Raw genomic sequence first — 20,865 nt, 5'->3', positions numbered from 1 at the left:
AAACTTGCCTGTCTCAGTCTTGCCCGCGACGATCCGGCATCTTAGCCCGTGAGGCATGAACGCGCGTGTTTCAGTGCCGGATCGCACCGTCGGACCGGAAATAGGGCTTTCCCTGCTCTACCGCGATGCCCTGATGCTCGTCATCGACAAGCCGGCGGGTTTGCCGGTGCATCCGGGCCCAAAGGGCGGGCCAACCCTGACCGACCGTCTCGACGCCCTCCGCTTCGGCTTGCCGCGCCGGCCCGAGGCGGCGCACCGGCTCGATCGCGACACGTCGGGCTGTCTCGTGCTCGGCCGCCACGCCAAGGCGCTCGCGCGTTTGAACCGCCTGTTCGCCGAGAGCAAGGTGGACAAGACCTACTGGGCCCTGGTCGAGGGTGGTCCCGCGGAGACGGAGGGGCGCATCGACCTGCCGCTCGCCAAGCGCTCGGACGATCCGCGCAGCTGGTGGATGAAGACCGACCCGGCCGGGGCGCCGTCGCTGACGCTGTACCGGGTGCTCGGGCGGACTGAGGGGATGGCGTGGCTCGAATTGAAGCCGGTGAGCGGGCGCACGCACCAGCTCCGGGTCCATTGCGCGGCGATGGGCTGGCCGATTCGCGGGGATGCGATCTACGGGGATGCCCCGCGGGATGGGCCTGGGCTGCAGCTGCATGCGCGGGGCTTGAGCCTGCCGCTCTATCCGAAGCGCGAGGCGATCACCGTGGAAGCGCCGGCGCCGGCGCATATGCGGGCGGGTCTGGAGGCGTGCGGGCTGGCGGCGTGATCACCGAAACTTTTTCCGTCGCGGCAGAGGGATGGCCGGGCTTCTCTCACGCCGCGAGCAGCGCCTGCCCGTCATGTCCTGTCACGAGGACGTCGCGGATCTCTCCGGCCGGCACCGCCTCCGGGAAGCGCACCGGCGTGAACGCCTCGGTCCGCCCGGTACCACCCCGCTCGGTCAGAACACGATGGCGCGCGCCGACTTCGGCATCGAGGTGACGGGCCAGCGCGACTGCGCCCGCCTCTCGGAGACGGGCAGCCCGCGCGCGGATCACGTCGCCGGCCACCGCCGGCATCCGCGCAGCCGGCGTGCCGGGGCGCGGCGAGTAGGGAAAGACGTGGAGATGCGTCAGCCCGCATTCCGTCACGAGATCGAGCGAACGGGCGAACTGCGCCTCGGTCTCGGTCGGGAATCCGGCGATCAGGTCGGCGCCGAAGACGAGGCCGGGACGTAGGGCGCGCAGGGTCTTACAGAGGCGGATCGCGTCGGCGCGAGTATGGCGCCGCTTCATCCGCTTGAGGATCAGGTCGTCGCCGGCCTGAAGCGAGAGGTGGACATGCGGCATCAGCCGCGCTTCCTCGGCAAAGGCCGCGATCAAGGCGGCATCGGCCTCCACCGAATCGATCGAGGAGAGACGCAGGCGGGGGAGATCCGGCACCTCGGCAAGAACCGTGCGGACGAGGCGCCCGAGGCTCAGATCCGGATCGAGATCGCGGCCATAGGCGGTGAGATCGACCCCGGTCAGCACCACCTCGCGGCCGCCATGCTCGACGATGCGGCGCACCTGCGCCACCGCCTCGGCGACCGGCACCGAGCGCGAGTTGCCGCGGCCGAACGGAATGACGCAGAAGGTACAGCGATGGTCGCAGCCGTTCTGCACCGGCACGAAGGCGCGGGTGTGCCCGCTCATCGCAGCGATGCGCGTCGGCTCGGCGCGACGCACCGCCATGATGTCCTCAGGTGGAGGCACGGCGCCGTCGCGCCAGCTTTCCGGCCGTAGCTTCGCCGCGTTGCCGACGAGGCGCGACACCTCCGGCATCCCGGCGTAATCCGCGCGCTCGACCTCGGCGCCGCAGCCGGTCACGACGATCTCGGCGCCCGGCCGCTCGCGGGCGAGGCGACGGATCGCCTTGCGGGCCTGCCGCCCGGCCTCGGCCGTGACGGCGCAGGTGTTGACCACGACGAGGTCGCGCCCCTCGGCGCCGCCCTCGGCATGGCCGCGCATCACCTCCGATTCGACGGTGTTGAGCCGGCAGCCGAAGGTGAGCGTCTCGACGCTCATCCGTCGAGCCCGGCGAAGAGATCGGGCGCGAAGGTGCCCTCCCCTTCGAGGAAAACGGGCCCGGTCATCAGCACGTGATCGTCGGCGCGCCATTCGATCGAGAGTTCGCCGCCCGGCAGCGCCACGCGGGCGGCGCGGCCGATCATCCGCAGGCGCGCGGCCGCCACCACCGTGGCGCAGGCCGCGGTGCCGCAGGCAAGCGTCAGCCCGGCGCCGCGCTCCCACACCCGGAGCTTGATCGTGTCGCGGCCGGTCACCTGGGCGATGGAAATGTTGGCACGCTCCGGGAAGATCGGGTGCGCTTCGAGCAGCGGACCGATGCGACCGAGATCGTAGCTGTCGGGGTCGCGCTCGACGAAAAAGATCGCGTGCGGGTTGCCCATGCTGACGGCGGCGGGCGAGTGCAGGATCGGATCGTCGATCGGCCCGACCTGCAGCTCGATGCGGCGGGTATCGGGGAAGGGTTCGGCCAGCGGGATCTCGTCCCAGCGCAGGCGCGGCTGGCCCATATCGACGGTGAAGGAGCGCTCGGTGACGCGCTTGACCGCGATCAGCCCGGCCTTCGTTTCCAGTGTCAGGGCACCGTTCTCGGCCGGCCGCGCCATGGCCGGATCGTCGAGCAGCGCGTAGCCGACGCAGCGGGTGCCGTTGCCGCAGGCGCCCGATTCCGAGCCGTCGGTGTTGTAGATGCGCATGAAGGCATCGGTGCCGGGTGTGACGGGATCGTGCACGACCATGAGCTGATCAAAGCGCGAATGTGCGTCGGCGGCGATCGCCCGCGCCTCGGCCGGGGTGACGCGCACCGGTGTGCCGCGCAGGTCGAGCACGACGATGGCGTTGCCGGCGCCGTGCATCTTCAGGAAGCGGCGATTGGCGAGAGGGCTCATCGGACCTCTGACGACCTTGTCTGCGATATGGGGATGGCGCGGCGTATAGGCCAAAAGCCGGCCGCCCGCGAGTCGGGAGGTATGGCCCGCATCGTCGCGCCGCAACGGTCTCGCGCGGGGCGCGTTTCGGCCCTACCCTGTCGGCATCGGCCACTCGGAGCCTCACCGCCTTGACCCGTCTCGCCACCCTCGCGGGCGTTCTCGCTCTCGTCCCCGCCCTGACCTCCGCGGCGCTCGCCCAGAACGCACCGCCGCCCAGCACCGCCCCCTCCCCTGCCGAGACGAACCCGCTGCCGACGACCACCGTGCCGGATACCTCGAAATCTGGCCCCGATCCGGCGTCGCCCGCGCCGCAGCAGGTACCGATCCCCCGCCCGGCGCAATCCGGCGCGGCGCAGACGGTCACGCCGCCGCCCTCGACGCTGCCGACGTTGGTGACGACGCCGGGCGAGCCGAACGACGTCGATGAGGTGACGCTGCCGGCCAAGCCCGTGGCGATCCTCACCGGATCGACCAAGTGGGACGATGCGCGGGCGAACTTGCGTAGGGCGTTCAAAACCATCGGCGAGACGCTGACCAAGCTGAACCTGAAGCCGGCAGGCCGGCCGATCGCCCTCTTCACCAAGACCGAGGATGACGGGTTCCAGTTCGAGGCGATGATCCCGATCGAGACCGTTCCGACGCAAAGCCCGGACGGCAGCGAGGTGAAGTTCGGCTCGAGCCCGAGCGGGAAGGCCCTGCGCTATCGGCACAGCGGCACCTACGAGGAGATCGACGGCACCTACGAGACCCTCACCGCCTATCTCGACGCGAAGGAGATCCCGGTCCAGGACCGCTTTCTCGAGGAATACGTGACCGATCTCGGCGAGGGTGCGGAGGACAAGCTCGACATCAACATCTACGCGCTCGCCAAGTAGTGTTGTCGCGGGCCCGGAACTGCCGAATCCCCTCGCGGATTCGGCTTTCATGCCGCTGTTTCCCGATCCCGCCCTTCCGGCCGCCCCCCGTCGCCGACGCCTCGAAGCGCCGGCCACAGCCTCCGAGACCCTCAAGGACAAGGCGCTGGAGGTCCATCGCCGTCTCTGCGGCGTCTACGGGTGCCCGATCCCATACTTCCACAGCCTCGATCCGTTCTCGGAGCTGATCTCCTCGCTGCTGTCGCACCGGACCCGCAACGCCGATTCCGGACGTGCCTTCAAGGCGCTGCGGGCGCGCTGGCCCGATTGGGCCGCGGTCGAGGCGGTCGATGTGGCGGAGATCGAGGAGACGATCCGCGGCGTCACCTGGCCGGAACTCAAGGCACCGCGCATCAAGGCGGTGCTGAGTGCCGTGCGGGAACGGACGGGTGCGCTGTCTCTCGATTTCCTAGAGGATCTGAGCGTCGATGACGCGCGTGGATGGCTTGAAGCCATTCCCGGCATTGGTCCTAAGACGAGTGCCGCGGTGCTTTCCTTCTCGACGTTGCGGATGCCGGCCCTTCCGGTGGACAGCCACCATCATCGCGTCGCCCAGCGCACCGGGCTGATCGGTCTGAGGATCGATGTCGGGCCAAGCCACGCCGTGCTGCGGGCGCAATTGCCTGCCGACTGGTCGGCGCAGGCGCTCTACGACAATCACGAAGTGCTGATGCTGCACGGGCAGCAGGTGTGCTTCCACCGCTCGCCGGCCTGCGGACGCTGCGTGCTGCTCGACATCTGCCCGACGGGGCAGGCGCGCGAGGCCCGTTCTCCGACCACATCCTCCTGATCGCATCGGCCTGTCGCCGTCATTGCGAGGTGAGGCCGACGCTCCACAACGCCGAGCGCGCTCTCACGTGCCGAGAGATGCTGCTTCGCTTCCTTCGTATCGGGGACGGTGCAGAGGGCGCCGGCCTGGATGAAGGTGTGCTCGATCGCTCGGGCGAGTCCCGGCGCCTGCAACCCGGCATTCCCGAAGGATTCGGTGAGTGCAGCCCGTGTCAGCTCCTGTGACGCCCGCCCCAGGGCGAAAGCGGAAATGCCGGCTCCGACGAGACCGAGAAGAGCGACGACCGCGGCCAGCTTCACGTCAAGGACACATGCATGGAAAAGCCCGCCGCTCCGTAGAGTCGGCGGGCTTCGAGTATGGTCGTCTTGCCCGAAGTTCAAATGGTCCGGGCTACTCTTGAGGACTTTCGATGAGCACGTTGTGACGATCTTGCCTGTTTGCCCGTTTTTAATCGGGCGCGCCGGAAGACCCGCTTTAGTTTCTCTGCGGCGCCGTTCCACCGAGATGGAACACGCGGTGCGGCACCAACTCGCCGCGCTCCACATCGCCGACGGCGACGAGCACACCGCCGCAGGTGGCGTAGGCCTTGCCGCCGATCGGCGCGTCGTGACCGCGCAGGATCACCGGCTGGCCACGCATCAGGCGAAGGCCCATGTCGCGGCTAACCACCACCGAGGGGATTTCCTCCAGTGCCGTTTCGACCGGGTGGAGATGCAGTTCCGTGCTCTCCTCCAGGGCGGCGACGGTGCAGGCCGTCGCTTCCTCGAACGGGCCGACGCGGGTCCGGCGCAGGGCCGAGACGTGGCCGTAGCATCCGAGCACCCGCCCGAGGTCGCGGGCCAGCGCGCGGACATAGGTGCCCTTGCCGCACTCGGCGGCGATGATGGTGCGGTCGCCGTGATGCTCGATGACGGAGAGGTGGTCGATGCGGACCTGCCGGGCCACCAGTTCCACCACCTCGCCGTCACGGGCGAGATCGTAGGCGCGCTCGCCCTGGATCTTGATGGCGGAAAAGCGCGGCGGGACCTGCTCGATCTCGCCGACGAAGGCCGGCAGCGCTGCCTCGACCGCCTCGCGGGTCGGCCGGTTCTGGGAGGTCTCGACCGGACGTCCCTCCGCGTCGTCGGTATCGGTCTCGATGCCCCACGTCACCTCGAACCGATAGGCCTTGCGCCCGTCCATCACGAAGGGGACGGTTTTGGTCGCCTCGCCGAGCGCGATCGGCAGGATGCCGGAGGCCAGCGGATCGAGCGTGCCGGCATGGCCCGCCTTCTTGGCATTGAACAGGCGCTTCACCACCGCAACCGCCTGGGTCGAGGTGATGCCGACGCCCTTGTCGAGCACCACCCAGCCGCTCACGTCGTTCTTCTTCGGGCGGTCATGCCGCGGCCGGCCCCGCTGAGGGCGGCGAGCGCCCCGCGGCGGCCCGTCCCGGCCCATGTCGCCGCGCGGACCCTGCGGGGCTTCGCTCGCGCGTTCGGAAGAAATCTCGTCCTGCATCCTGTCCTCGATCGACGGGCTTTCTTGAGGGGCTTGTCCCGTCATGGGGTCTGTCACAGGGCCGCCACGCGGCCCGATGGATAGGCGGGCGGCACGAACGGCCCGCCCGGATCAACGTCAATCGCGCGAGGACGAATCCGGTTCGGCCTCGTCGTCCGCGCCGGGGGCGCTTTCCAGATCCCGCTGGACCTTCTCGCTCCGCAGGAGCTGGTCGATGCGAGCCGCCTCGTCGAAGGTCTCGTCGCGACGGAAGCGCAGGTCGGGGGCGTATTTCAGATTCACGCGCCGGGCCACCTCCTGGCGGAGGATCTTCTTGTGCCGCTCCAACGCGGCGATCACCGGCGCCTCGTCCTGGCCGCCGAGCGGCATGACGTAGGCGGTGGCGAGCTTCAGATCCGGCGACATCCGCACCTCGGGCACGGTGACGACGTGCGAACCGAGCACCGGGTCCTGGATGTCGCCGCGCTGGAGCACCTCGGCCAAAGCGTGGCGGATGAGTTCGGCCACGCGCTGCTGGCGCTGCGAGGGGCCGGAGGGATTTTGCTTTTGGGCCATCGGCTGATCGACGTCGCTGAACCGTCAGGCTGGTGCCTGGAAACAAAGGGGGCCGCAGCTTTCGCCGCGGCCCCGCTTGAACAAGAGCGGAAGGGAAGGGCCGCTCAGAGCGTGCGCTTGATTTCCTCGACGTTGAAGCACTCGATGAAATCGCCCACGCGCATGTCCTGGTAGTTCTGGAAGGACATACCGCACTCGTAGCCGGCGGTGACCTCCTTGGCGTCGTCCTTGAGACGCTTGAGCTGGGACAGCCTGCCCTCGTGGATCACCACGTCGTTGCGCAGCAGGCGGACATGAGCGCCGCGCTGGACCACGCCCTCCATGACGCGGCAACCGGCGATCTTGCCGACCTTCGACACGTCGAAGATCTGCAGGATCTGCGCCTCGCCGAGACGCTCCTCGCGCAGCGTCGGCGGCAGCATGCCCGACAGCGTGGCTTTGATGTCGTCCACGAGGTCGTAGATGATGCTGTAGTAGCGGATCTCGGTGCCGTCCCGCTCGGCCGCGTTGCGCGCTTCCTTGTGAGCGCGCACGTTGAAGCCGATCACCACCGCCTTCGAGGCGTTGGCGAGGGTGATGTCCGACTCGGTGATACCGCCCACGCCCGAGAGCAGGATGCGCACGCCGACCTCGTCGTTGCCGAGCGCGGTGAGCGCACCGTTGATGGCCTCGACCGAACCCTGCACGTCACCCTTGATGATGATCGGCAGTTCCTTGCGGTTGGCGCCTTCCTTGGCCTCGCGCATCATGTCGACGAGCGAGCGGTTGGCACCACCCGTGCGGGCGTTCAGGCGCTCGCGCTTGATCCGGGCGCGGTACTCGGTGACCTCGCGGGCGCGGGCCTCGTTCGGCACGACGATCACGCGGTCGCCGGCATCCGGCGTGCCGTTGAAGCCCAGCACCTCGACCGGCACCGACGGGCCGGCATAGGGGATGTGCTTGCCGGTGTCATCGATGAGAGCGCGAATGCGGCCCCACTCGGCGCCGGCGACGATGATGTCGCCGGTGAACAGCGTGCCGCGCTGAACGAGCACCGTGGCCACGGGGCCGCGACCGCGGTCGAGCTGCGCCTCGATGACCGTACCCTCACCGTCGCGCTTCTCGTTGGCGCGCAGGTTCATGATCTCGGCCTGAAGTTGCAGACCCTCGAGAAGCTCCGGCAGACCGTCGCCGGTCTTGGCGGACACTTCGAATTCCAGGGTCTCGCCGCCCATCGACTCGACCTGGATGTCGTGCTGCAGCAGCTCGGTGCGCACCCGCTGCGGGTTCGCGTCCGCCTTGTCGATCTTGTTGATCGCGATGATCATCGGCACGCCGGCCGCCTTGGCGTGCTGAATCGCCTCGATGGTCTGAGGCATCACGCCGTCATCGGCCGCCACCACGATCACGACGATGTCCGTCACCTTGGCGCCGCGGGCGCGCATGGAGGTGAAGGCCGCGTGGCCGGGCGTGTCGATGAAGGTGATGAGATCACCCGACGGCGCCGCCACCTGGTAGGCGCCGATATGCTGGGTGATGCCGCCGGCTTCGCCCTCGACCACGTTGGCCCGACGGATCGCGTCGAGCAGCGATGTCTTGCCGTGGTCGACATGACCCATGATCGTCACGACCGGCGGACGCGGCTCCAGATCCTCCTCCAGATCCGGCTCGTCGGAGGTCAGACCCTCCTCGACGTCCGACTCGGCGACGCGGCGGACCGTGTGGCCGAGTTCCTCGGCGATGAGCTGGGCGGTGTCCGAGTCGATCACGTCGGTGATCTTGTGGATCTGGCCCTGCTTCATCAGCAGGCGGATGACATCCACGGCTCGCTCCGACATGCGGTTGGCGAGTTCCTGGATCGTGATGGTCTCGGGGATAATCACGTCGCGGGCGATCTTCTCCTTGGCTTCCTCGTGCCGGTGACCACTCATCCGCTGCTGACGGCGGCGGAAGGAGGCCACGGAACGGGTGCGCTCGTCCTCGCCGGCCGTGGCGTTGGCGATGGTGAGGCGGCCGCGGTTACGGTCGCCGCCCGGCGATTTCGGCGTCTTGGGCGGCGTGATGATCTTCAGCGGCATGCCGGGACGACGGATCACCCGCTTGGTGTCCGACTCTTCCTCTGCGGCGGCCGCACCGGGACGCCCGGCCGGACGCGCCGCCGCACCCGCGCCCGCAGGACGGGCGGCGGTGGTCGGGCTCGGCGCCTTCTCCGGCTCCGGCGCAGGCGCCGGGCGGGCCATGAAGTTGAGGTCGCGCGGCTTCTTCACGTCCGCGGTGATGGTGCGACGCGGCTCGGCCGGCGGCTGCGGCGCCGGCGGACGGGCTGCCGTCGATGCCGGGCGCGCTCCGGCCATGCCGGGACGCGCACCGGTGGCGGCCGGACGCTGCGGCGCGGCGCTCGGGCGAGAAGCCGGAGCAGCTGCCGCCGGGCGGGCCGGCGCGGGTGTCGGATGAGCTGCCGGGGCAGGCGTCGGCGCGGCGACGGGCGCTGCGTCCGAAGCCTGAGCAGCCGGCGCGGCGGATGCCTGAGCCGGCGCTTCGGGCGCGGCGGCGGCACGAGCCGCTTCTTCCTCGGCGGCGCGTCGACGGGAATCCTCGGCGGCCTTGCGGCGGAGTTCGTCCTCCTGGCGGCGACGATCCTCCTCCTCGCGGCGGCGCGCCTCGGCGGCCTCGCGCTCGCGGCGCTCGGCTTCCTCGCGGTCGCGGCGGGCTTTCGCCTCGGCCTCGGCGCGGGCACGGGCCTCGGCCTCGCGGCGCTGCGCATCGGCCAGCGCGGCGGCGCGGGCATCGCGCTCCTGCTCGCTCAGGGTGCGCAGCACGACGCCGGAGGCGCTGCGGCCGGACGGACGCGCGGGCGCGGCGGGAGCCGGTGCAACGGAGGCGGGACGCGGCGGAGGCGCAGCGGTGGGCTCACGGGGCGCGACCGCTCCGGGGGCGGCGCCGATCGTGCGCCGCTTCACCGTCTCGACCACGACGGACTTCGACCGCCCGTGGGAGAAGCTCTGACGGACCGTCCCCTGCTCGACCGGGCGCTTCAGCGTCAACGGCTTCGAGGGAGCTCTGGTCTGCGTCTTGTCACCCGGATTGTTCGTATCGCTCATTCAGTCTGAACCCTGAGGGTTTCCATCGTCCCATCGGCCGGCGGCGGGCATGCCCGGCCGAGTGTCATGTCAATTCGTCGTCGTGCGAATCGAAGGCGGTCGCGCCAGCAGCAAGCGGGGCGTCCTCTTCAGACGCCGACGCCATACCCTCGAAGGTGCGGAACCGACGCCAACGCGCGAGATAGCCGGTAGTGCCGGCTCCCGCGATAAGGGCAGCGTGTATCACATGATCCCGGCCCAATGCCATGTCCAATTCGGCGTTGGACAGGTCATCGGCAACGGGAATAACCGATATGGCATCGCCGTAGCGCCGCCGCAAGGCGGCGGCCAGCTTGCGCCGGCCGTCCGGTGCGGCATCGCTAGCGTGAATCAGTCCCCTGACGCCCTCGGCGCCGAGGATCGCCGACTCGACCTTGCCGAAGCCGGTCACCACGCAGCCCGCCTTGTTGGCCAGAGCCAGCGCCTGACGCAGATCGGTGCGCAGCCCCTCGGCGACCTGATCGGCGAGATCGGGCGCGGCCTTCACCTCGCCGGTCTTGAAGGCGCGGTGGAAGGCGCGGCGCTTCACCGCCGCCTCGACCGTGGCGCGGGTCGCCGTCACCCAGGCGCCGCGGCCCGGGAGACGCGCGCGCAGGTCCGGCACCACCGCGCCGTCCGGTCCCAGCACGAAGCGAATCATCGCGGTCGGCGATTGCGCGGTCCGGGTGACGATGCAGGTGCGCACGGGCTCCCGGCCGCGGCCGGGGCCGCGGTCGAGTTCCGGACCGGGTTCGGCCGTCTCGCCCTGCGTGATCATGTCCTGCACCGCCTCGCGTCGCTCCCGGCTCAGGCCTGCTGCGGCTCTGCAGCCGCCGCCTCGGTCGGTTCGCCTTCCGCGGTCTCAGCCTCGTCCGCTTCCCCCTCCGCCGCCTCGCCCTCCGGCTCCGGCAGCGACTCGATCCAGCCGGCCTTCAGGCGGGCGGCCATGATCAGGGCCTCGGCCTCGGCCCGCGACAGCTCGAAACCGTCGAGGTAGCCGGCGTGGCGCACGGCCTCGGGGCCGCGGCCCTCGGTGTAGCCGACGAGGTCGTCGGTGGCGCAGCCAGCGAGATCCTCGACGGTTTTCACCTCGTTCTCTCCCAGCGCCACCATCATCGCCGTGGTGATGCCATCGATCTCGCGCAGCTCGTCCTCGACGCCGAGTTCGCGGCGGCGGTCGTCCTGCTCCTGCTCGATGCGGGCGAGGTAGTCCTGGGCGCGGGCCTGGATCTCGGCACCGGTCTCCTCGTCGAGGCCCTGGATATTCGAGAGTTCGGCAACATCGACGAAAGCGATTTCCTCGACGTTGCGGAAGCCCTCGGCCGCGAGGAGCTGGCCGACGGTCTCGTCCACATCGAGCGCTTCCATGAACACCTGGGTGCGCTCGGCGAATTCCTTCTGGCGGCGCTCCGATTCCTCGGCCTCGGTCAGGATGTCGATGTCCCAGCCGGTGAGCTGCGAGGCAAGACGCACGTTCTGGCCGCGGCGGCCGATGGCGAGCGAAAGCTGGTCGTCGGGCACGACGACCTCGATGCGGTCGGCCTCCTCGTCGAGCACCACCTTCACGACCTCGGCCGGCTGGAGCGCGTTGACGATGAAGGTCGCCTGATCTTCCGACCACGGGATGATGTCGATCTTCTCGCCCTGAAGCTCGCCGACCACTGCCTGGACGCGGGAACCGCGCATGCCGACGCAGGCGCCGACCGGATCGATCGAGGAATCGCGGGAGATGACGGCGATCTTGGCGCGCGAGCCGGGATCGCGGGCAACCGCCTTCACCTCGACGATGCCGTCGTAGATTTCCGGCACTTCCTGACCGAACAACTTGGCCATGAATTGCGGGTGGGAGCGCGAGAGGAAGATCTGCGGCCCGCGCACTTCGGAGCGGACATCGAACAGATAGGCGCGGATACGGTCGCCGGGGCGGAAGGTCTCGCGCGGGATCATCTCGTCGCGGCGCACGATGCCCTCGCCGCGACCGAGATCGACGATGACGTTTCCGTACTCGACGCGTTTGACCACGCCGTTGAGGATCTCGCCGATACGGTCCTTGTACTCGTCGTACTGGCGGGCGCGCTCGGCGTCGCGCACCTTCTGCACGATGACCTGCTTGGCGGATTGCGCGGCGACGCGGCCGAAATCGAAGGGGGGCAGAGTGTCGGAGATCACGTCGCCGACGAGCGCGCCGGGATTGTAGCGGCGGGCCTGATCGAGGGTGATCTCGCGGGCATCGTTCTCGACCTGATCGACGACGAGCAGGTGGCGCGACAGGCGCAGCGCGCCGCTCTTCGGGTCGATCTCGGCGTGGACGTCGGTCTCGGCGCCGTAGCGGGAGCGGGCGGCCTTGGCGATCGCCTCTTCCATCGCCTCGATGACGATCTGGCGGTCGATCACCTTCTCGCGGGCCACCGCGTCGGCGATCTGCAGGAGTTCGAGCCGGTTGGCGCTGACGACGGCCATGGTTCCTGGTCCTTCCTTCAGGGCGTGCATCCGTCCCTCGGGACGGGAAAACGCGAAAAAATCAGTGGAGGGTGTCGCGGTTCTTCAGGCGGGCGGCCTTGGTGACGATGCCGCCGCCGGGCTTGGGCTTCTTCGCCTTCACCGGCTTGCCGGCATTCTTGTCGACCTTGGGCTTGGGTCGCTTCGGCTGCGGGATGAAGCGGATCTGCGGCGCCTCGTCCTCGGCCTCCTCGCCCTCTTCCTCTTCGGCCGCGTCGCCGTCCTGCGGCGGGGCGGAGCCGCGGCGCAGCGACTCGCGAATCAGGTCGTCGGTGAGGACGAGATGCGCCTCGCCGAGATCGCGCAGCGGCAGCTCGATGCGGCTCGGCAGGCCGGGCTTCACGTCGGGCAGGTCGATCGGCACCGTGGCGCCGTCCGCGCTCGGAACCCCGATGATGCCGCGGAAACGCTTACGCCCGTCCATCGGTACGGCCAGTTCCACCTTGGCCTCGTAGCCGGCCCAGCGCTCGAAATCCGAGACGCGCACCAGCGGCCGGTCGATGCCGGGCGAGGAGATCTCGAGGTAGTAGGCGCCACCGACCGGATCTTCGAGATCGAGGATCGGCGAGATCGCCCGACTCACCGTCTCGCACTCGTCGACGCCCATCGTGCCGTCGGGCCGCTCGGCCATGATCTGCACGGTGCAGCCATTGGTGTTCGAGATCTTCACCCGCACCAGGCGAAAGCCGAGGCCCTCGATCGGTCCCTCGACGATCTGGGCGACGCGCGCGGCGACGCCAGTCTCGCTGACAAGACGTTTCTCGGTGGGCTCCGCCATGCTGTCGTTTTCCGAAAGTCTCAGTCGAGTGGTTAAGCTTGGCAAATCCGGCACAGGAGGCGCTTGCGGAAATAAAAAAGAGCGGACCCCGGGGGGCCCACTCCCGCAAGCAGCCTATCGACTGCACCAGAAATGTTGAGCCGTGACTTAACCCCGGCGCGCGGCGAATTCAAGCGCGTCGACGCGCTGTTCCCGGTCTGTCGCGCCGCGATATGGCCATTCCCGGTTGCGAACAGCGTTGCGTGCGATAGGGAGGAGAGAGGCATGCAGGCGACCATGACCGGACCGGATCCGGACAGGCTTCATCCAATGCCGGGGCACGCGCGCGTCACCTTCATCCGCAACCTCGATTTGCCGGAGAATGTCGAAGTCGGCGCCTATACGTATTACGACGATCCGGCCGGTCCGCAGGCCTTTCTCGACGCGATCCTCTACCACTTCCCCTTCATCGGCGACCGCTTAGTGATCGGGAAGTTCTGTGCCATCGCCGCGGGTACGCGCTTTCTGATGAACGGTGGCAACCATCGCCTCGACGGGCTCTCAACCTATCCGTTCCCGATCTTCGGCGGCGACTGGATCGGCCGCTACGAGGGTGAACTGAGTTTTCCCAATCGCGGCGACACGATCATCGGTAATGACGTCTGGCTCGGCTACCGCAGCACGGTGATGCCGGGCGTCACGATCGGCGACGGGGCGGTGGTGGCCGCACACGCGGTGGTGAGCGCCGACGTGCCGCCCTACGCGATCGTGGCCGGCAACCCGGCCCGCGTGGTGCGCCACCGCTTCTCGGAGGACGATGCGGCTCGGTTTCAGCGAATCGCGTGGTGGGACTGGCCGGTGGAGCGGATCACCGCGCATCTGCCGCTGATCGGCGGCGGGGATGTGGGAGCGCTGGAGGCGGTGGCGCGGGCCGAGCGATCGGCTAGGCCATAGGTAATCGGCGGCGCGACCAGTCAGATCGGCGCTTGCTCGGCTCTATCGCTGGCAGCGCCTCGCCTATCGGCGGACTGACTAGGCAGGTCGATTCCTGCATGGCTGGAAGGCAACTGCGCAGCCTGCACTTTGGGTCTCCTTGATCGACGTTGTCCGCCTCGTAGACGACGGCAGCACTGCGTAAACGAGAACGCCGCCCAGAGGGGCGGCGCTTCGCAACGTCAAAGATGATGGTCAGTCGAGAATCAGGCCGCCTGACGCGCCTTGTTCAGCAGCTTGCGGTTCACCAGCACTTCGGCGATCTGCACGGCGTTGAGCGCCGCGCCCTTGCGCAGGTTGTCCGAGACGCACCAGAAATTCAGGCCGTTCTCGACGGTCGCGTCCTCGCGGATGCGGGAGATGTAGGTGGCGTCCTCGCCCGCCGCCTCGTGCGGGGTCATGTAGCCGCCGTTCTCGCGCTTATCGATCACCAGCACGCCGGGCGCCGAGCGCAGGATCTCGGTCGCCTGTTCAGGCGAAAGCGGACGCTCGAACTCGACGTTCACCGCCTCGGCATGGCCGATGAAGACCGGCACGCGCACCGCGGTCGCCGTGAGCTTGATCTTGGGATCAAGCATCTTCTTGGTCTCGGCGACCATCTTCCACTCTTCCTTCGTGTAGCCGTCCTCCATGAACACATCGATGTGCGGGATGACGTTGAAGGCGATGCGCTTGGTGAACTTCTTCTGCACGACTTCGCCGGCGGTGAAGACAGCGCGGGTCTGGCTGAACAGCTCGTCCATGGCGTCCTTGCCGGCGCCGGAGACGGACTGGTAGGTCGAGACCACGACGCGCTTGATCGTCGCCGCCTCGTGGAGCGGCTTGAGCGCGACGACGAGCTGCGCGGTCGAGCAGTTCGGGTTGGCGATGATGTTGCGCTTGGTGAAACCCGTGACCGCGTCGGCATTCACCTCGGGCACGATCAGCGGCACATCGGCGTCGTAGCGGAAGGCGGACGAGTTATCGATCACCACGCAGCCCTGCTGGCCGATGCGCGGGCTCCATTCCTTCGACGCGTCGCCGCCCGCCGACATCAGGCAGATGTCGGTGTCGGAAAAATCGTAGGTGTCGAGCGCTTTGACCTTCAGAATCTTGTCGCCGAAGGAGACTTCCTGGCCCAGGCTGCGGCTCGAAGCCAGAGCCACGACCTCGTCGGCCGGAAAGGCGCGCTCGGCCAGAATGTCGAGCATCTCGCGGCCCACATTGCCCGTGGCTCCGACGACGGCGACCTTGTAACCCATCTCACCAAACTCCGCTGCGCGGGCGGGATGCCACCGGCCCGCCTCTTCCCCTGGCCGGCGGACGCACCGCGCAAGCCCTTCGTCGAGGAAGATTCCATAGGCTAACGAGCCCGCCCCGATTCGGTGTCGAGGTGGGCCCGTCAGGCGCCGGGAGCAAGATGCCTGCCGCGCCGGGCTGTCAAGAGGTGGGTGCGTGCCAGAGCAACAGTGACGTGACAGCCCCCTGCAATCGGCGGCCGCGGATTCACCATAGGGCGAGAATTGCGAGGATGGGCGGCACGCGCGCAACCTGCTGGTGGCCGGCGGCAAGGCAGAGGTTGGAGAACGGCGAGGGCTCATCGAGCCCCGCGGACCCGACGAAGGCCTGCGCATGCTCCCCCATCCGGACGACGCCCCCGACAGATTCGACGATCTCCACGCCTTGTCCGCCACATACCCGCGCCGCCGCGGCCCGCTGGCAGCCAAGCTTGTGCTGAGCGCGGCCCTGATCGCCGGCCTCTCCCTTGTCGCCCGCGACCGGGCCACCCTCCCCGAGCCGCAGCGTGCCTGGAGCGAGCCGCCCCGAGCCGCTGAGGGCGCGCGGCGGGCCATCGCCGCGACGGAACCGCTCCTGACCCTGCGTGAGGATGCGGCCGAGCTGCCGCCGCAGGTCGAGCCGACGCGCTGGAACTCCGGCAACGGGCAGCGCGAGGACAGTGTCAGCCAGGGCGCGTTCGACCTCATCGAAGCGCCCTATCTCCTCGTCACCGCCACCGATGCGGGCGGCCGGATCGAACCCGGTTCGAGCCTGTTCGTGACCCTGGTGCGTCGAGCGGCGGACGGGCGCGGCCTGTCGGTCCTCCGAACCGGCGAGCGCGGCGTCGTGGCGACCCGCCTGGGCGGTTTCGAGACCGTCGAGACGACGCTCTCGTCCATGGGAAAGCGCGGCTGCATCGGCTTTCGCAGCCTGGACCTAAAAACCGTGTCCATCGACGGCTGGCTGTGCGGCATCCTCGGCCAGCCGCCCGAGCCCCGCACCGTTGCCTGCGCCATCGATCGGGTTACGCTCGCCGGCCGCGTGACGGCGACGCTCGGCACCGATCTCTTCCCCGGAGCGAGCGCCTGCCGGAGCGAGGAAGTGGCCGCTTCGGGACCCGGCGACAGCACCGGATCGATTGCGGTCGCCGAGGCCACGGAGCCAGCGAAAAACAATGCGGCGAAATCGCGGCGAAAATGACGAAGCGCGGCCATAGTTCGGGAACAACGGCCACGCCAGAACGTCTACTCTGCAACAAGCGGGATTCTTAACGAACGGCCCGTACAGTCGCCTCTCACACGACAAGGTACGCCATGCGCTTTTCCAAGCTCGCCCTGTTGGGCGCCATGACCCTCACCGCGATCGGCTTCGGAACAAGTGCTGAGGCGCAGGGCCCCTACGGAAATCCCGGCTACGTGCGCGTGAGTCAGCCGCTGCCGATCCGCATCCGTCCGCGCTCCTGGCTCGATGCCGGCAACGTGGTCGAGCCCGGCAACGGCTCGGTGTCGAATCCGGCCACCAACCCGGCCTTCATCGCCGCCTCGAACGCGCTTCTGCCGGCCTACGGCCCGACCGACCGTTACGGCCGTGGCGTCCTCCCCGATCCGATCACCAACGGCCCGTTCATCGGCGCCCGCTCGACGGCGATCCGCAACGTCGATTTCTCGGCCATCGACGCGATCGACCCCACCTCTTACGTCGCGCGCTACGGCAACCCCTACCGGTAGGATCGTCTCGCTCTCTCCGGCGACGGAAGCGGGCCCTTCGGGGCCCGTTTTCGTTGCGGGACCGGATCAGGTCTTGAGCACCGGCTCAGCCACGTCGCCCGCGCCGCGCTCGGCGAGATAATCGGGCTGGAACAGGCACATGCGCACCGCGTCGCGGTAGCGGCCGTTGACGAAGAACTCGTCTCTCAGGATGCCCTCGGGACGAAACCCGCAGCTTTCATAGATACCGGCGGCGCGCTTGTTGTCCTTGTCCACGTGCAGGTAGAGCTTGTGGATGTTGAGCACCTTGAAAGCGTAGTCGATGGCGATGCGGGTGGCGCGCTTGGCGTAGCCCTTCCCCTGATAATCGGGGTGAATCGCGATCTGGAACTCGCAGCGCCGGTGCAGGTGGTTGATCTCCACCAGCTCGACCATCCCCGCCGGCTCGCCGCGCTCCGTGGCGATGATGAAGCGCCGCTCGGTCTGGTTGTGGATGTTGCGCTCGTAGAGCTGTGCCAGTTCGGCGAAGGACTCGTAGGCCTCCTCGAACCAGTAGCGCATGATGCTGTCGTTGTTGTTGAGCTGGTGCACGAAGAGGAGGTCTTCGCGCTCCAGCGGTCGCAGTATGATACTCATATCCGCACTCGGCCGGAGCTGAACGGGTTTGCCGTGAGGCCTACTCCCACGCCGACCAAGACGGAATGATGAAAGCCGGCTTCAAGTCTCGCGGAGCCGGACCTCCTCCACCGCCAGGACGCGGGCGGCGGCTTCATCCAAGTCATCGAGCGGGCCGCGGAAGCGCAGCGCCCGCGTCGGCTCGCCGGCCCGCATCACCAGCACCACCGTCTCCTTGTCGGGACAGCCGGGATCGGCGCAGGCGATCTCGTTGACGGAAAGGGCATCCGCCTCCGTGAGTGCCAACGCCGGGCGCAGAAGGGATTTGGCCCGTGCCGCCGCCTGCGCCAGCCCGGCCGAACGGGCACGCCAATCCTTCAGGCTGATAAAGCCCATCGGGATCAGGCGGCCGCGCGGCGCCAGGCCGGGAAGGGATCGGGCAAGTCGCGATAGGCGTCCGGATCAAAGCGCCGGATCTCGGCTGAGCCGACGAGGCAGGCATCGAGCGCGGCGGTGATCGCGTCGCGATCCATCCCGCGGCCGATGAACACGAGTTCCTGGCGCCGGTCGCCCCAGACTTCGCTCCAGACCGAGTGGAGACGCTCGCGAAAGACCTCCTCCGCCGGCCAGCGCTGGCGCGGCACCGCCGCCCACCAGAACCCCATCGCACCGATATGCGCGACGGCACCGGCGAGCGAGAACTCGCCGACCCATTCAGGCCGGGTCGCGAGCCAGAAATGGCCCTTCGCCCGGATCAGGCCCGGCCAGGTCGTGTTGACGAAGCCTTGAAACGCCTGCGGATCGAATGGGCGCCGCGCCCGGTAGACGAAGGAACCGATGCCGTATTCCTCGGTCTCCGGCACATGCTCGTGCGCGCCGTAGAGTTCCTTGAACCAGAGGGGGTGTTCCTGCGCCTTCTCTTCGTCGAACAGGCCGGTATCGAGGATCGCCTCCGAGGCGACCTGTCCGTGCGAGGCTTCGATGATGCGCGCATCCGCGTTCAATCCCCGAACCACCGAGCGGACGAGGTCGAGCGTCTCCGGCGCGACGTCGCGGGCCTTGTTGATCACCACAACGTCGGCGAATTCGATCTGCTCGACGAGAAGATCGACCAGGGTTCGGGTGTCCTCGGCGCCCGCCGTCTCGCCACGCTGGCGCAGGAAGTCGTTCGAGCCATAATCCTTCAGCAGGTTCACCGCATCGACCACGGTCACCATCGTGTCGAGCCGGGCAACGTCGCTCAGGGCCGCGCCGGCCTCGTCGCGGAAGGAGAAGGTGCTCGCCACCGGCAAAGGCTCGGCGATGCCGGTGCCCTCGATCAGCAGGTAGTCGAAGCGGCGCTCGGCGGCGAGGCGGCGAACCTCGGCGAGCAGATCGTCGCGCAGGGTGCAGCAGATGCAGCCGTTGGTCATCTCGACCAGCCGATCGTCGGTGCGTGACAGGCCCGCGCCGCCCTCGCGAACGAGGGCGGCATCGATGTTCACTTCGCTCATGTCGTTCACGATCACCGCGACGCGCCGACCCTCACGGTTGTTGAGAACGTGGTTGAGCAGCGTCGTCTTGCCGGCGCCGAGGAAGCCGGACAGCACGGTGACAGGAAGGCGAGCATCGGTCTGAGGCATAGTCGTCCAAAGGATCGGCTGATTGATGTTACTTTATAACGTTTCATTTGGTGCATGCCGTCAAGCCTGGTCGGCGGAAAAGATGGTCGACTCGTCGACCGACTCGGCGGAAAAGGCTGAAGCGGGTTCAAACCGAGCGAATGATGGTGGCGGCGTGCGACCGGCGCAGGGTTCGATCGGTTACAGACACGCGATCGGGCAGCGTGGAGGGATGGACGGGTGCGACCCTGGCGCGAGGGACCGGGAGACCGGCGCAGCTACCATCACGGCAACCTCAAGGAGGCCCTGATCGAGGCCGCACGCCGCTTCATTGCCGAGCGCGGCATCGGCGGCTTCACTCTGGTCGATGCCGCCCGGCTAGTCGGCGTCACGCCCGCAGCACTCTACCGCCATTTCCGCGGTCGGGAGGCGCTGCTGGAAGAGGTGGCCGGCCGCGGCTTCGCCGATTTGGCCGATCGTTTGGCGCGGGCGCTGGCAGGCCGCGGCACGCCATTGGAGCGTTTCACCCGCATGGGCGAGGCCTATCTCTCCTTCGCCGAGGAGGAACCGGGCTATTACGCGGCGATCTTCGAGGTGCGCGGTCAGGCGGTACCCGCCCCGGCCTCCGCGCGGCCGAACCCATTCGACCTTCTGGTCGAGGCCTTGCGCTCGACCTTTCCCGACGGGTTCGACGGTGTCGATCCGCGCTTTCTTGCCCTGGAAGTCTGGGCCCTCTCACACGGTATCGCCACTCTCGCCGCCGCCGGCCAACTGCCGAAGCCCGGCCCGGACAAGTACGAATTACTGCGTGCGGGCGTTCTGGCGCTGGTTCACGGAGCCGGCCAACGCCCGCGCGAAATGCCGTGAGGCCAGCCCCTTGAAACGATGGGGGCGCACCCGCATGTGAATGTTGTTCACATTCACACCCGGAGCCCTCAGCCGTGAACACGTCCTCCACCACGTCTCCCTGGTCCTCCGGCGCGTCTCGCCGAAGCGGCCCGTTTCCCAAGCGTTCGCTCGAAATCGGCGCGATCGTCGTCGCTTTCGTCTATTGGTGGCCAATCGCGGTCGCCTACGTCGCGTGGAAGATCGCGGGCTATCCCGCGCTCAGCCAGATGAAGGATTTCGCCAACAGCGGCAGCTTCAGCTTCGCGGGCGGTGATGGCCGGTCGCGCTTTGCCCGCGCCTTCGAGGCGGCCAAGGGGTATTCCGGCACTGCTGCCACCTCCGGCAACTGGGCCTTCGAGGAGTACCGCAGGGCCGAGCTGGAGCGACTGGAGGCGCGCCGCCGCGCACTTCAGGAAGAGAGCCAGGCCTTCGCCGAGTTCGTCGAGGAGCTGAAGCGGGCCAAGGATCGCGAGCAGTTCGACGCCTTCATGGCCAAGCGTCGCTCCGAAGGCGGCGGTCCGACCATCAACGCCTGATCCTACATCAAGCCGGAAGACGATCGTTAGAAGGGCTCCCCGCCGACCTGGGCGGGGAGCCCTTCGCATGTCCGGACGGTTTTGCGTGCAGTGCAGCGATTCCGTCACGCCGCGAGGTTGTCGCAGCCCTTCGCCGCCATAACTGCCGCGGCTGGGAACAAGCGGGCGCCGGGCGCCTTGTG

General features: G+C 68.4%; 21 protein-coding genes. 8 read left to right on the top strand and 13 right to left on the bottom strand.

Features of this window, described 5'->3' with window-relative positions; all coding sequences use genetic code 11:
- Positions 1-55 precede the first annotated feature (55 nt).
- Positions 56-766 carry an RluA family pseudouridine synthase gene (locus tag LPC10_RS13580; RefSeq protein WP_231342340.1) on the top strand — a complete coding sequence of 237 codons (711 nt, stop codon included), beginning with the start codon at positions 56-58 and terminating at the stop codon, positions 764-766.
- A 46-nt stretch (positions 767-812) separates the two neighbouring features.
- On the opposite strand, the gene mtaB is transcribed toward LPC10_RS13580, so the two are convergent.
- Together mtaB and dapF are read right to left on the bottom strand one after the other, a co-directional pair.
- Positions 813-2,045 (bottom strand): tRNA (N(6)-L-threonylcarbamoyladenosine(37)-C(2))-methylthiotransferase MtaB, encoded by a 1,233-nt coding sequence (gene mtaB, locus LPC10_RS13575; protein ID WP_231342338.1) that lies wholly within the window; start codon positions 2,043-2,045, stop codon positions 813-815.
- On the bottom strand, positions 2,042-2,932 hold the full coding sequence (gene dapF, locus LPC10_RS13570; RefSeq protein ID WP_231342334.1) for a diaminopimelate epimerase: 891 nt from the start codon (positions 2,930-2,932) through the stop codon (positions 2,042-2,044). Before dapF ends, mtaB begins: the two co-directional genes overlap by 4 nt.
- Positions 2,933-3,102: 170 nt before the next feature.
- On the opposite strand from dapF, the gene LPC10_RS13565 reads away from it, so the two are divergent.
- The gene (locus tag LPC10_RS13565) at positions 3,103-3,849 is read left to right on the top strand and encodes a GyrI-like domain-containing protein (RefSeq protein WP_231342332.1); all 747 of its coding nucleotides are present in this window, start codon (positions 3,103-3,105) and stop codon (positions 3,847-3,849) included.
- A gap of 49 nt (positions 3,850-3,898) precedes the next feature.
- Entirely contained in the window at positions 3,899-4,678 is a 780-nt protein-coding gene (nth, locus tag LPC10_RS13560; protein ID WP_231342330.1) for an endonuclease III, read from the top strand.
- A gap of 474 nt (positions 4,679-5,152) precedes the next feature.
- On the opposite strand, the gene truB is transcribed toward nth, so the two are convergent.
- The 6 genes from truB to rimP form a co-directional block, all read right to left on the bottom strand.
- Entirely contained in the window at positions 5,153-6,178 is a 1,026-nt protein-coding gene (gene truB, locus LPC10_RS13550) for a tRNA pseudouridine(55) synthase TruB (protein WP_231342326.1), read from the bottom strand.
- 117 nt (positions 6,179-6,295) lie between these two features.
- A complete protein-coding gene (gene rbfA / locus LPC10_RS13545) occupies positions 6,296-6,733 on the bottom strand; it encodes a 30S ribosome-binding factor RbfA (RefSeq protein ID WP_231342323.1) in 438 nt (145 codons plus the stop codon).
- Positions 6,734-6,837: 104 nt separating this feature from the next.
- Entirely contained in the window at positions 6,838-9,813 is a 2,976-nt protein-coding gene (gene infB / locus LPC10_RS13540) for a translation initiation factor IF-2 (protein WP_231342316.1), read from the bottom strand.
- A 64-nt stretch (positions 9,814-9,877) separates the two neighbouring features.
- The gene (locus LPC10_RS13535; RefSeq protein WP_231347039.1) at positions 9,878-10,609 is read right to left on the bottom strand and encodes an RNA-binding protein; all 732 of its coding nucleotides are present in this window, start codon (positions 10,607-10,609) and stop codon (positions 9,878-9,880) included.
- Between the two features lie 29 nt (positions 10,610-10,638).
- Positions 10,639-12,291: a transcription termination factor NusA gene (nusA, locus tag LPC10_RS13530; RefSeq protein ID WP_231342314.1), complete on the bottom strand. Its 1,653-nt coding sequence runs from the start codon at positions 12,289-12,291 to the stop codon at positions 10,639-10,641.
- Between the two features lie 61 nt (positions 12,292-12,352).
- On the bottom strand, positions 12,353-13,108 hold the full coding sequence (rimP, locus tag LPC10_RS13525) for a ribosome maturation factor RimP (protein WP_231342313.1): 756 nt from the start codon (positions 13,106-13,108) through the stop codon (positions 12,353-12,355).
- 264 nt (positions 13,109-13,372) lie between these two features.
- Between rimP and LPC10_RS13520 the strand changes: the two genes are divergently transcribed.
- Positions 13,373-14,041 (top strand): CatB-related O-acetyltransferase, encoded by a 669-nt coding sequence (locus LPC10_RS13520; protein ID WP_231342309.1) that lies wholly within the window; start codon positions 13,373-13,375, stop codon positions 14,039-14,041.
- A gap of 245 nt (positions 14,042-14,286) precedes the next feature.
- Here LPC10_RS13520 and LPC10_RS13515 read toward each other — a convergent pair whose 3' ends face one another.
- Together LPC10_RS13515 and LPC10_RS13510 are read right to left on the bottom strand one after the other, a co-directional pair.
- Positions 14,287-15,321, bottom strand: coding sequence for an aspartate-semialdehyde dehydrogenase (locus LPC10_RS13515; protein WP_231342303.1), 1,035 nt, complete (start codon positions 15,319-15,321; stop codon positions 14,287-14,289).
- 244 nt (positions 15,322-15,565) lie between these two features.
- Complete coding sequence (locus LPC10_RS13510) at positions 15,566-15,739, bottom strand: hypothetical protein (RefSeq protein WP_231342298.1); 174 nt, start codon at positions 15,737-15,739, stop codon at positions 15,566-15,568.
- 3 nt (positions 15,740-15,742) lie between these two features.
- Between LPC10_RS13510 and LPC10_RS13505 the strand changes: the two genes are divergently transcribed.
- Both LPC10_RS13505 and LPC10_RS13500 read left to right on the top strand, forming a co-directional pair.
- Entirely contained in the window at positions 15,743-16,537 is a 795-nt protein-coding gene (locus LPC10_RS13505; RefSeq protein ID WP_231342297.1) for a hypothetical protein, read from the top strand.
- A gap of 113 nt (positions 16,538-16,650) precedes the next feature.
- Complete coding sequence (locus LPC10_RS13500) at positions 16,651-17,064, top strand: hypothetical protein (protein WP_231342296.1); 414 nt, start codon at positions 16,651-16,653, stop codon at positions 17,062-17,064.
- A gap of 66 nt (positions 17,065-17,130) precedes the next feature.
- Here the strand turns inward: LPC10_RS13500 and speG are convergent, their stop codons facing one another.
- From speG to zigA, 3 genes are all read right to left on the bottom strand, one after another.
- Positions 17,131-17,679, bottom strand: coding sequence for a spermidine N1-acetyltransferase (speG, locus tag LPC10_RS13495; RefSeq protein WP_231342293.1), 549 nt, complete (start codon positions 17,677-17,679; stop codon positions 17,131-17,133).
- An 81-nt stretch (positions 17,680-17,760) separates the two neighbouring features.
- On the bottom strand, positions 17,761-18,054 hold the full coding sequence (locus LPC10_RS13490) for a hypothetical protein (protein ID WP_231342290.1): 294 nt from the start codon (positions 18,052-18,054) through the stop codon (positions 17,761-17,763).
- Positions 18,055-18,059: 5 nt separating this feature from the next.
- Positions 18,060-19,280 carry a zinc metallochaperone GTPase ZigA gene (gene zigA / locus LPC10_RS13485; protein WP_231342287.1) on the bottom strand — a complete coding sequence of 407 codons (1,221 nt, stop codon included), beginning with the start codon at positions 19,278-19,280 and terminating at the stop codon, positions 18,060-18,062.
- 219 nt (positions 19,281-19,499) lie between these two features.
- Here zigA and LPC10_RS13480 point away from each other — a divergent pair, with 219 nt between their 5' ends.
- Positions 19,500-20,126 (top strand): TetR/AcrR family transcriptional regulator, encoded by a 627-nt coding sequence (locus tag LPC10_RS13480; RefSeq protein WP_231342282.1) that lies wholly within the window; start codon positions 19,500-19,502, stop codon positions 20,124-20,126.
- Positions 20,127-20,200: 74 nt separating this feature from the next.
- On the top strand, positions 20,201-20,683 hold the full coding sequence (locus LPC10_RS13475; protein ID WP_231342279.1) for a DUF2852 domain-containing protein: 483 nt from the start codon (positions 20,201-20,203) through the stop codon (positions 20,681-20,683).
- Positions 20,684-20,865 lie beyond the last annotated feature (182 nt).

It is taken from the genome of Methylorubrum sp. B1-46 (assembly GCF_021117295.1).
Classification (GTDB): Bacteria; Pseudomonadota; Alphaproteobacteria; order Rhizobiales; family Beijerinckiaceae; genus Methylobacterium.
This window is presented reverse-complemented; position numbering and strand designations above follow the sequence as displayed.

Excerpts from the sequence above, each read along its gene's own strand:
- nusA (WP_231342314.1), bottom strand. The coding sequence starts at position 12,291 with ATGGCCGTCGTCAGCGCCAACCGGCTCGAACTCCTGCAGATCGCCGAC.
- LPC10_RS13500 (WP_231342296.1), top strand. The coding sequence starts at position 16,651 with ATGCGCTTTTCCAAGCTCGCCCTGTTGGGCGCCATGACCCTCACCGCG.
- LPC10_RS13515 (WP_231342303.1), bottom strand. The coding sequence starts at position 15,321 with ATGGGTTACAAGGTCGCCGTCGTCGGAGCCACGGGCAATGTGGGCCGC.
- rimP (WP_231342313.1), bottom strand. The coding sequence starts at position 13,108 with ATGGCGGAGCCCACCGAGAAACGTCTTGTCAGCGAGACTGGCGTCGCC.
- mtaB (WP_231342338.1), bottom strand. The coding sequence starts at position 2,045 with ATGAGCGTCGAGACGCTCACCTTCGGCTGCCGGCTCAACACCGTCGAA.
- rbfA (WP_231342323.1), bottom strand. The coding sequence starts at position 6,733 with ATGGCCCAAAAGCAAAATCCCTCCGGCCCCTCGCAGCGCCAGCAGCGC.
- speG (WP_231342293.1), bottom strand. The coding sequence starts at position 17,679 with ATGAGTATCATACTGCGACCGCTGGAGCGCGAAGACCTCCTCTTCGTG.
- zigA (WP_231342287.1), bottom strand. The coding sequence starts at position 19,280 with ATGCCTCAGACCGATGCTCGCCTTCCTGTCACCGTGCTGTCCGGCTTC.
- infB (WP_231342316.1), bottom strand. The coding sequence starts at position 9,813 with ATGAGCGATACGAACAATCCGGGTGACAAGACGCAGACCAGAGCTCCC.
- dapF (WP_231342334.1), bottom strand. The coding sequence starts at position 2,932 with ATGAGCCCTCTCGCCAATCGCCGCTTCCTGAAGATGCACGGCGCCGGC.
- LPC10_RS13535 (WP_231347039.1), bottom strand. The coding sequence starts at position 10,609 with ATGATCACGCAGGGCGAGACGGCCGAACCCGGTCCGGAACTCGACCGC.
- truB (WP_231342326.1), bottom strand. The coding sequence starts at position 6,178 with ATGCAGGACGAGATTTCTTCCGAACGCGCGAGCGAAGCCCCGCAGGGT.
- LPC10_RS13490 (WP_231342290.1), bottom strand. The coding sequence starts at position 18,054 with ATGGGCTTTATCAGCCTGAAGGATTGGCGTGCCCGTTCGGCCGGGCTG.
- nth (WP_231342330.1), top strand. The coding sequence starts at position 3,899 with ATGCCGCTGTTTCCCGATCCCGCCCTTCCGGCCGCCCCCCGTCGCCGA.
- LPC10_RS13580 (WP_231342340.1), top strand. The coding sequence starts at position 56 with ATGAACGCGCGTGTTTCAGTGCCGGATCGCACCGTCGGACCGGAAATA.
- LPC10_RS13520 (WP_231342309.1), top strand. The coding sequence starts at position 13,373 with ATGCAGGCGACCATGACCGGACCGGATCCGGACAGGCTTCATCCAATG.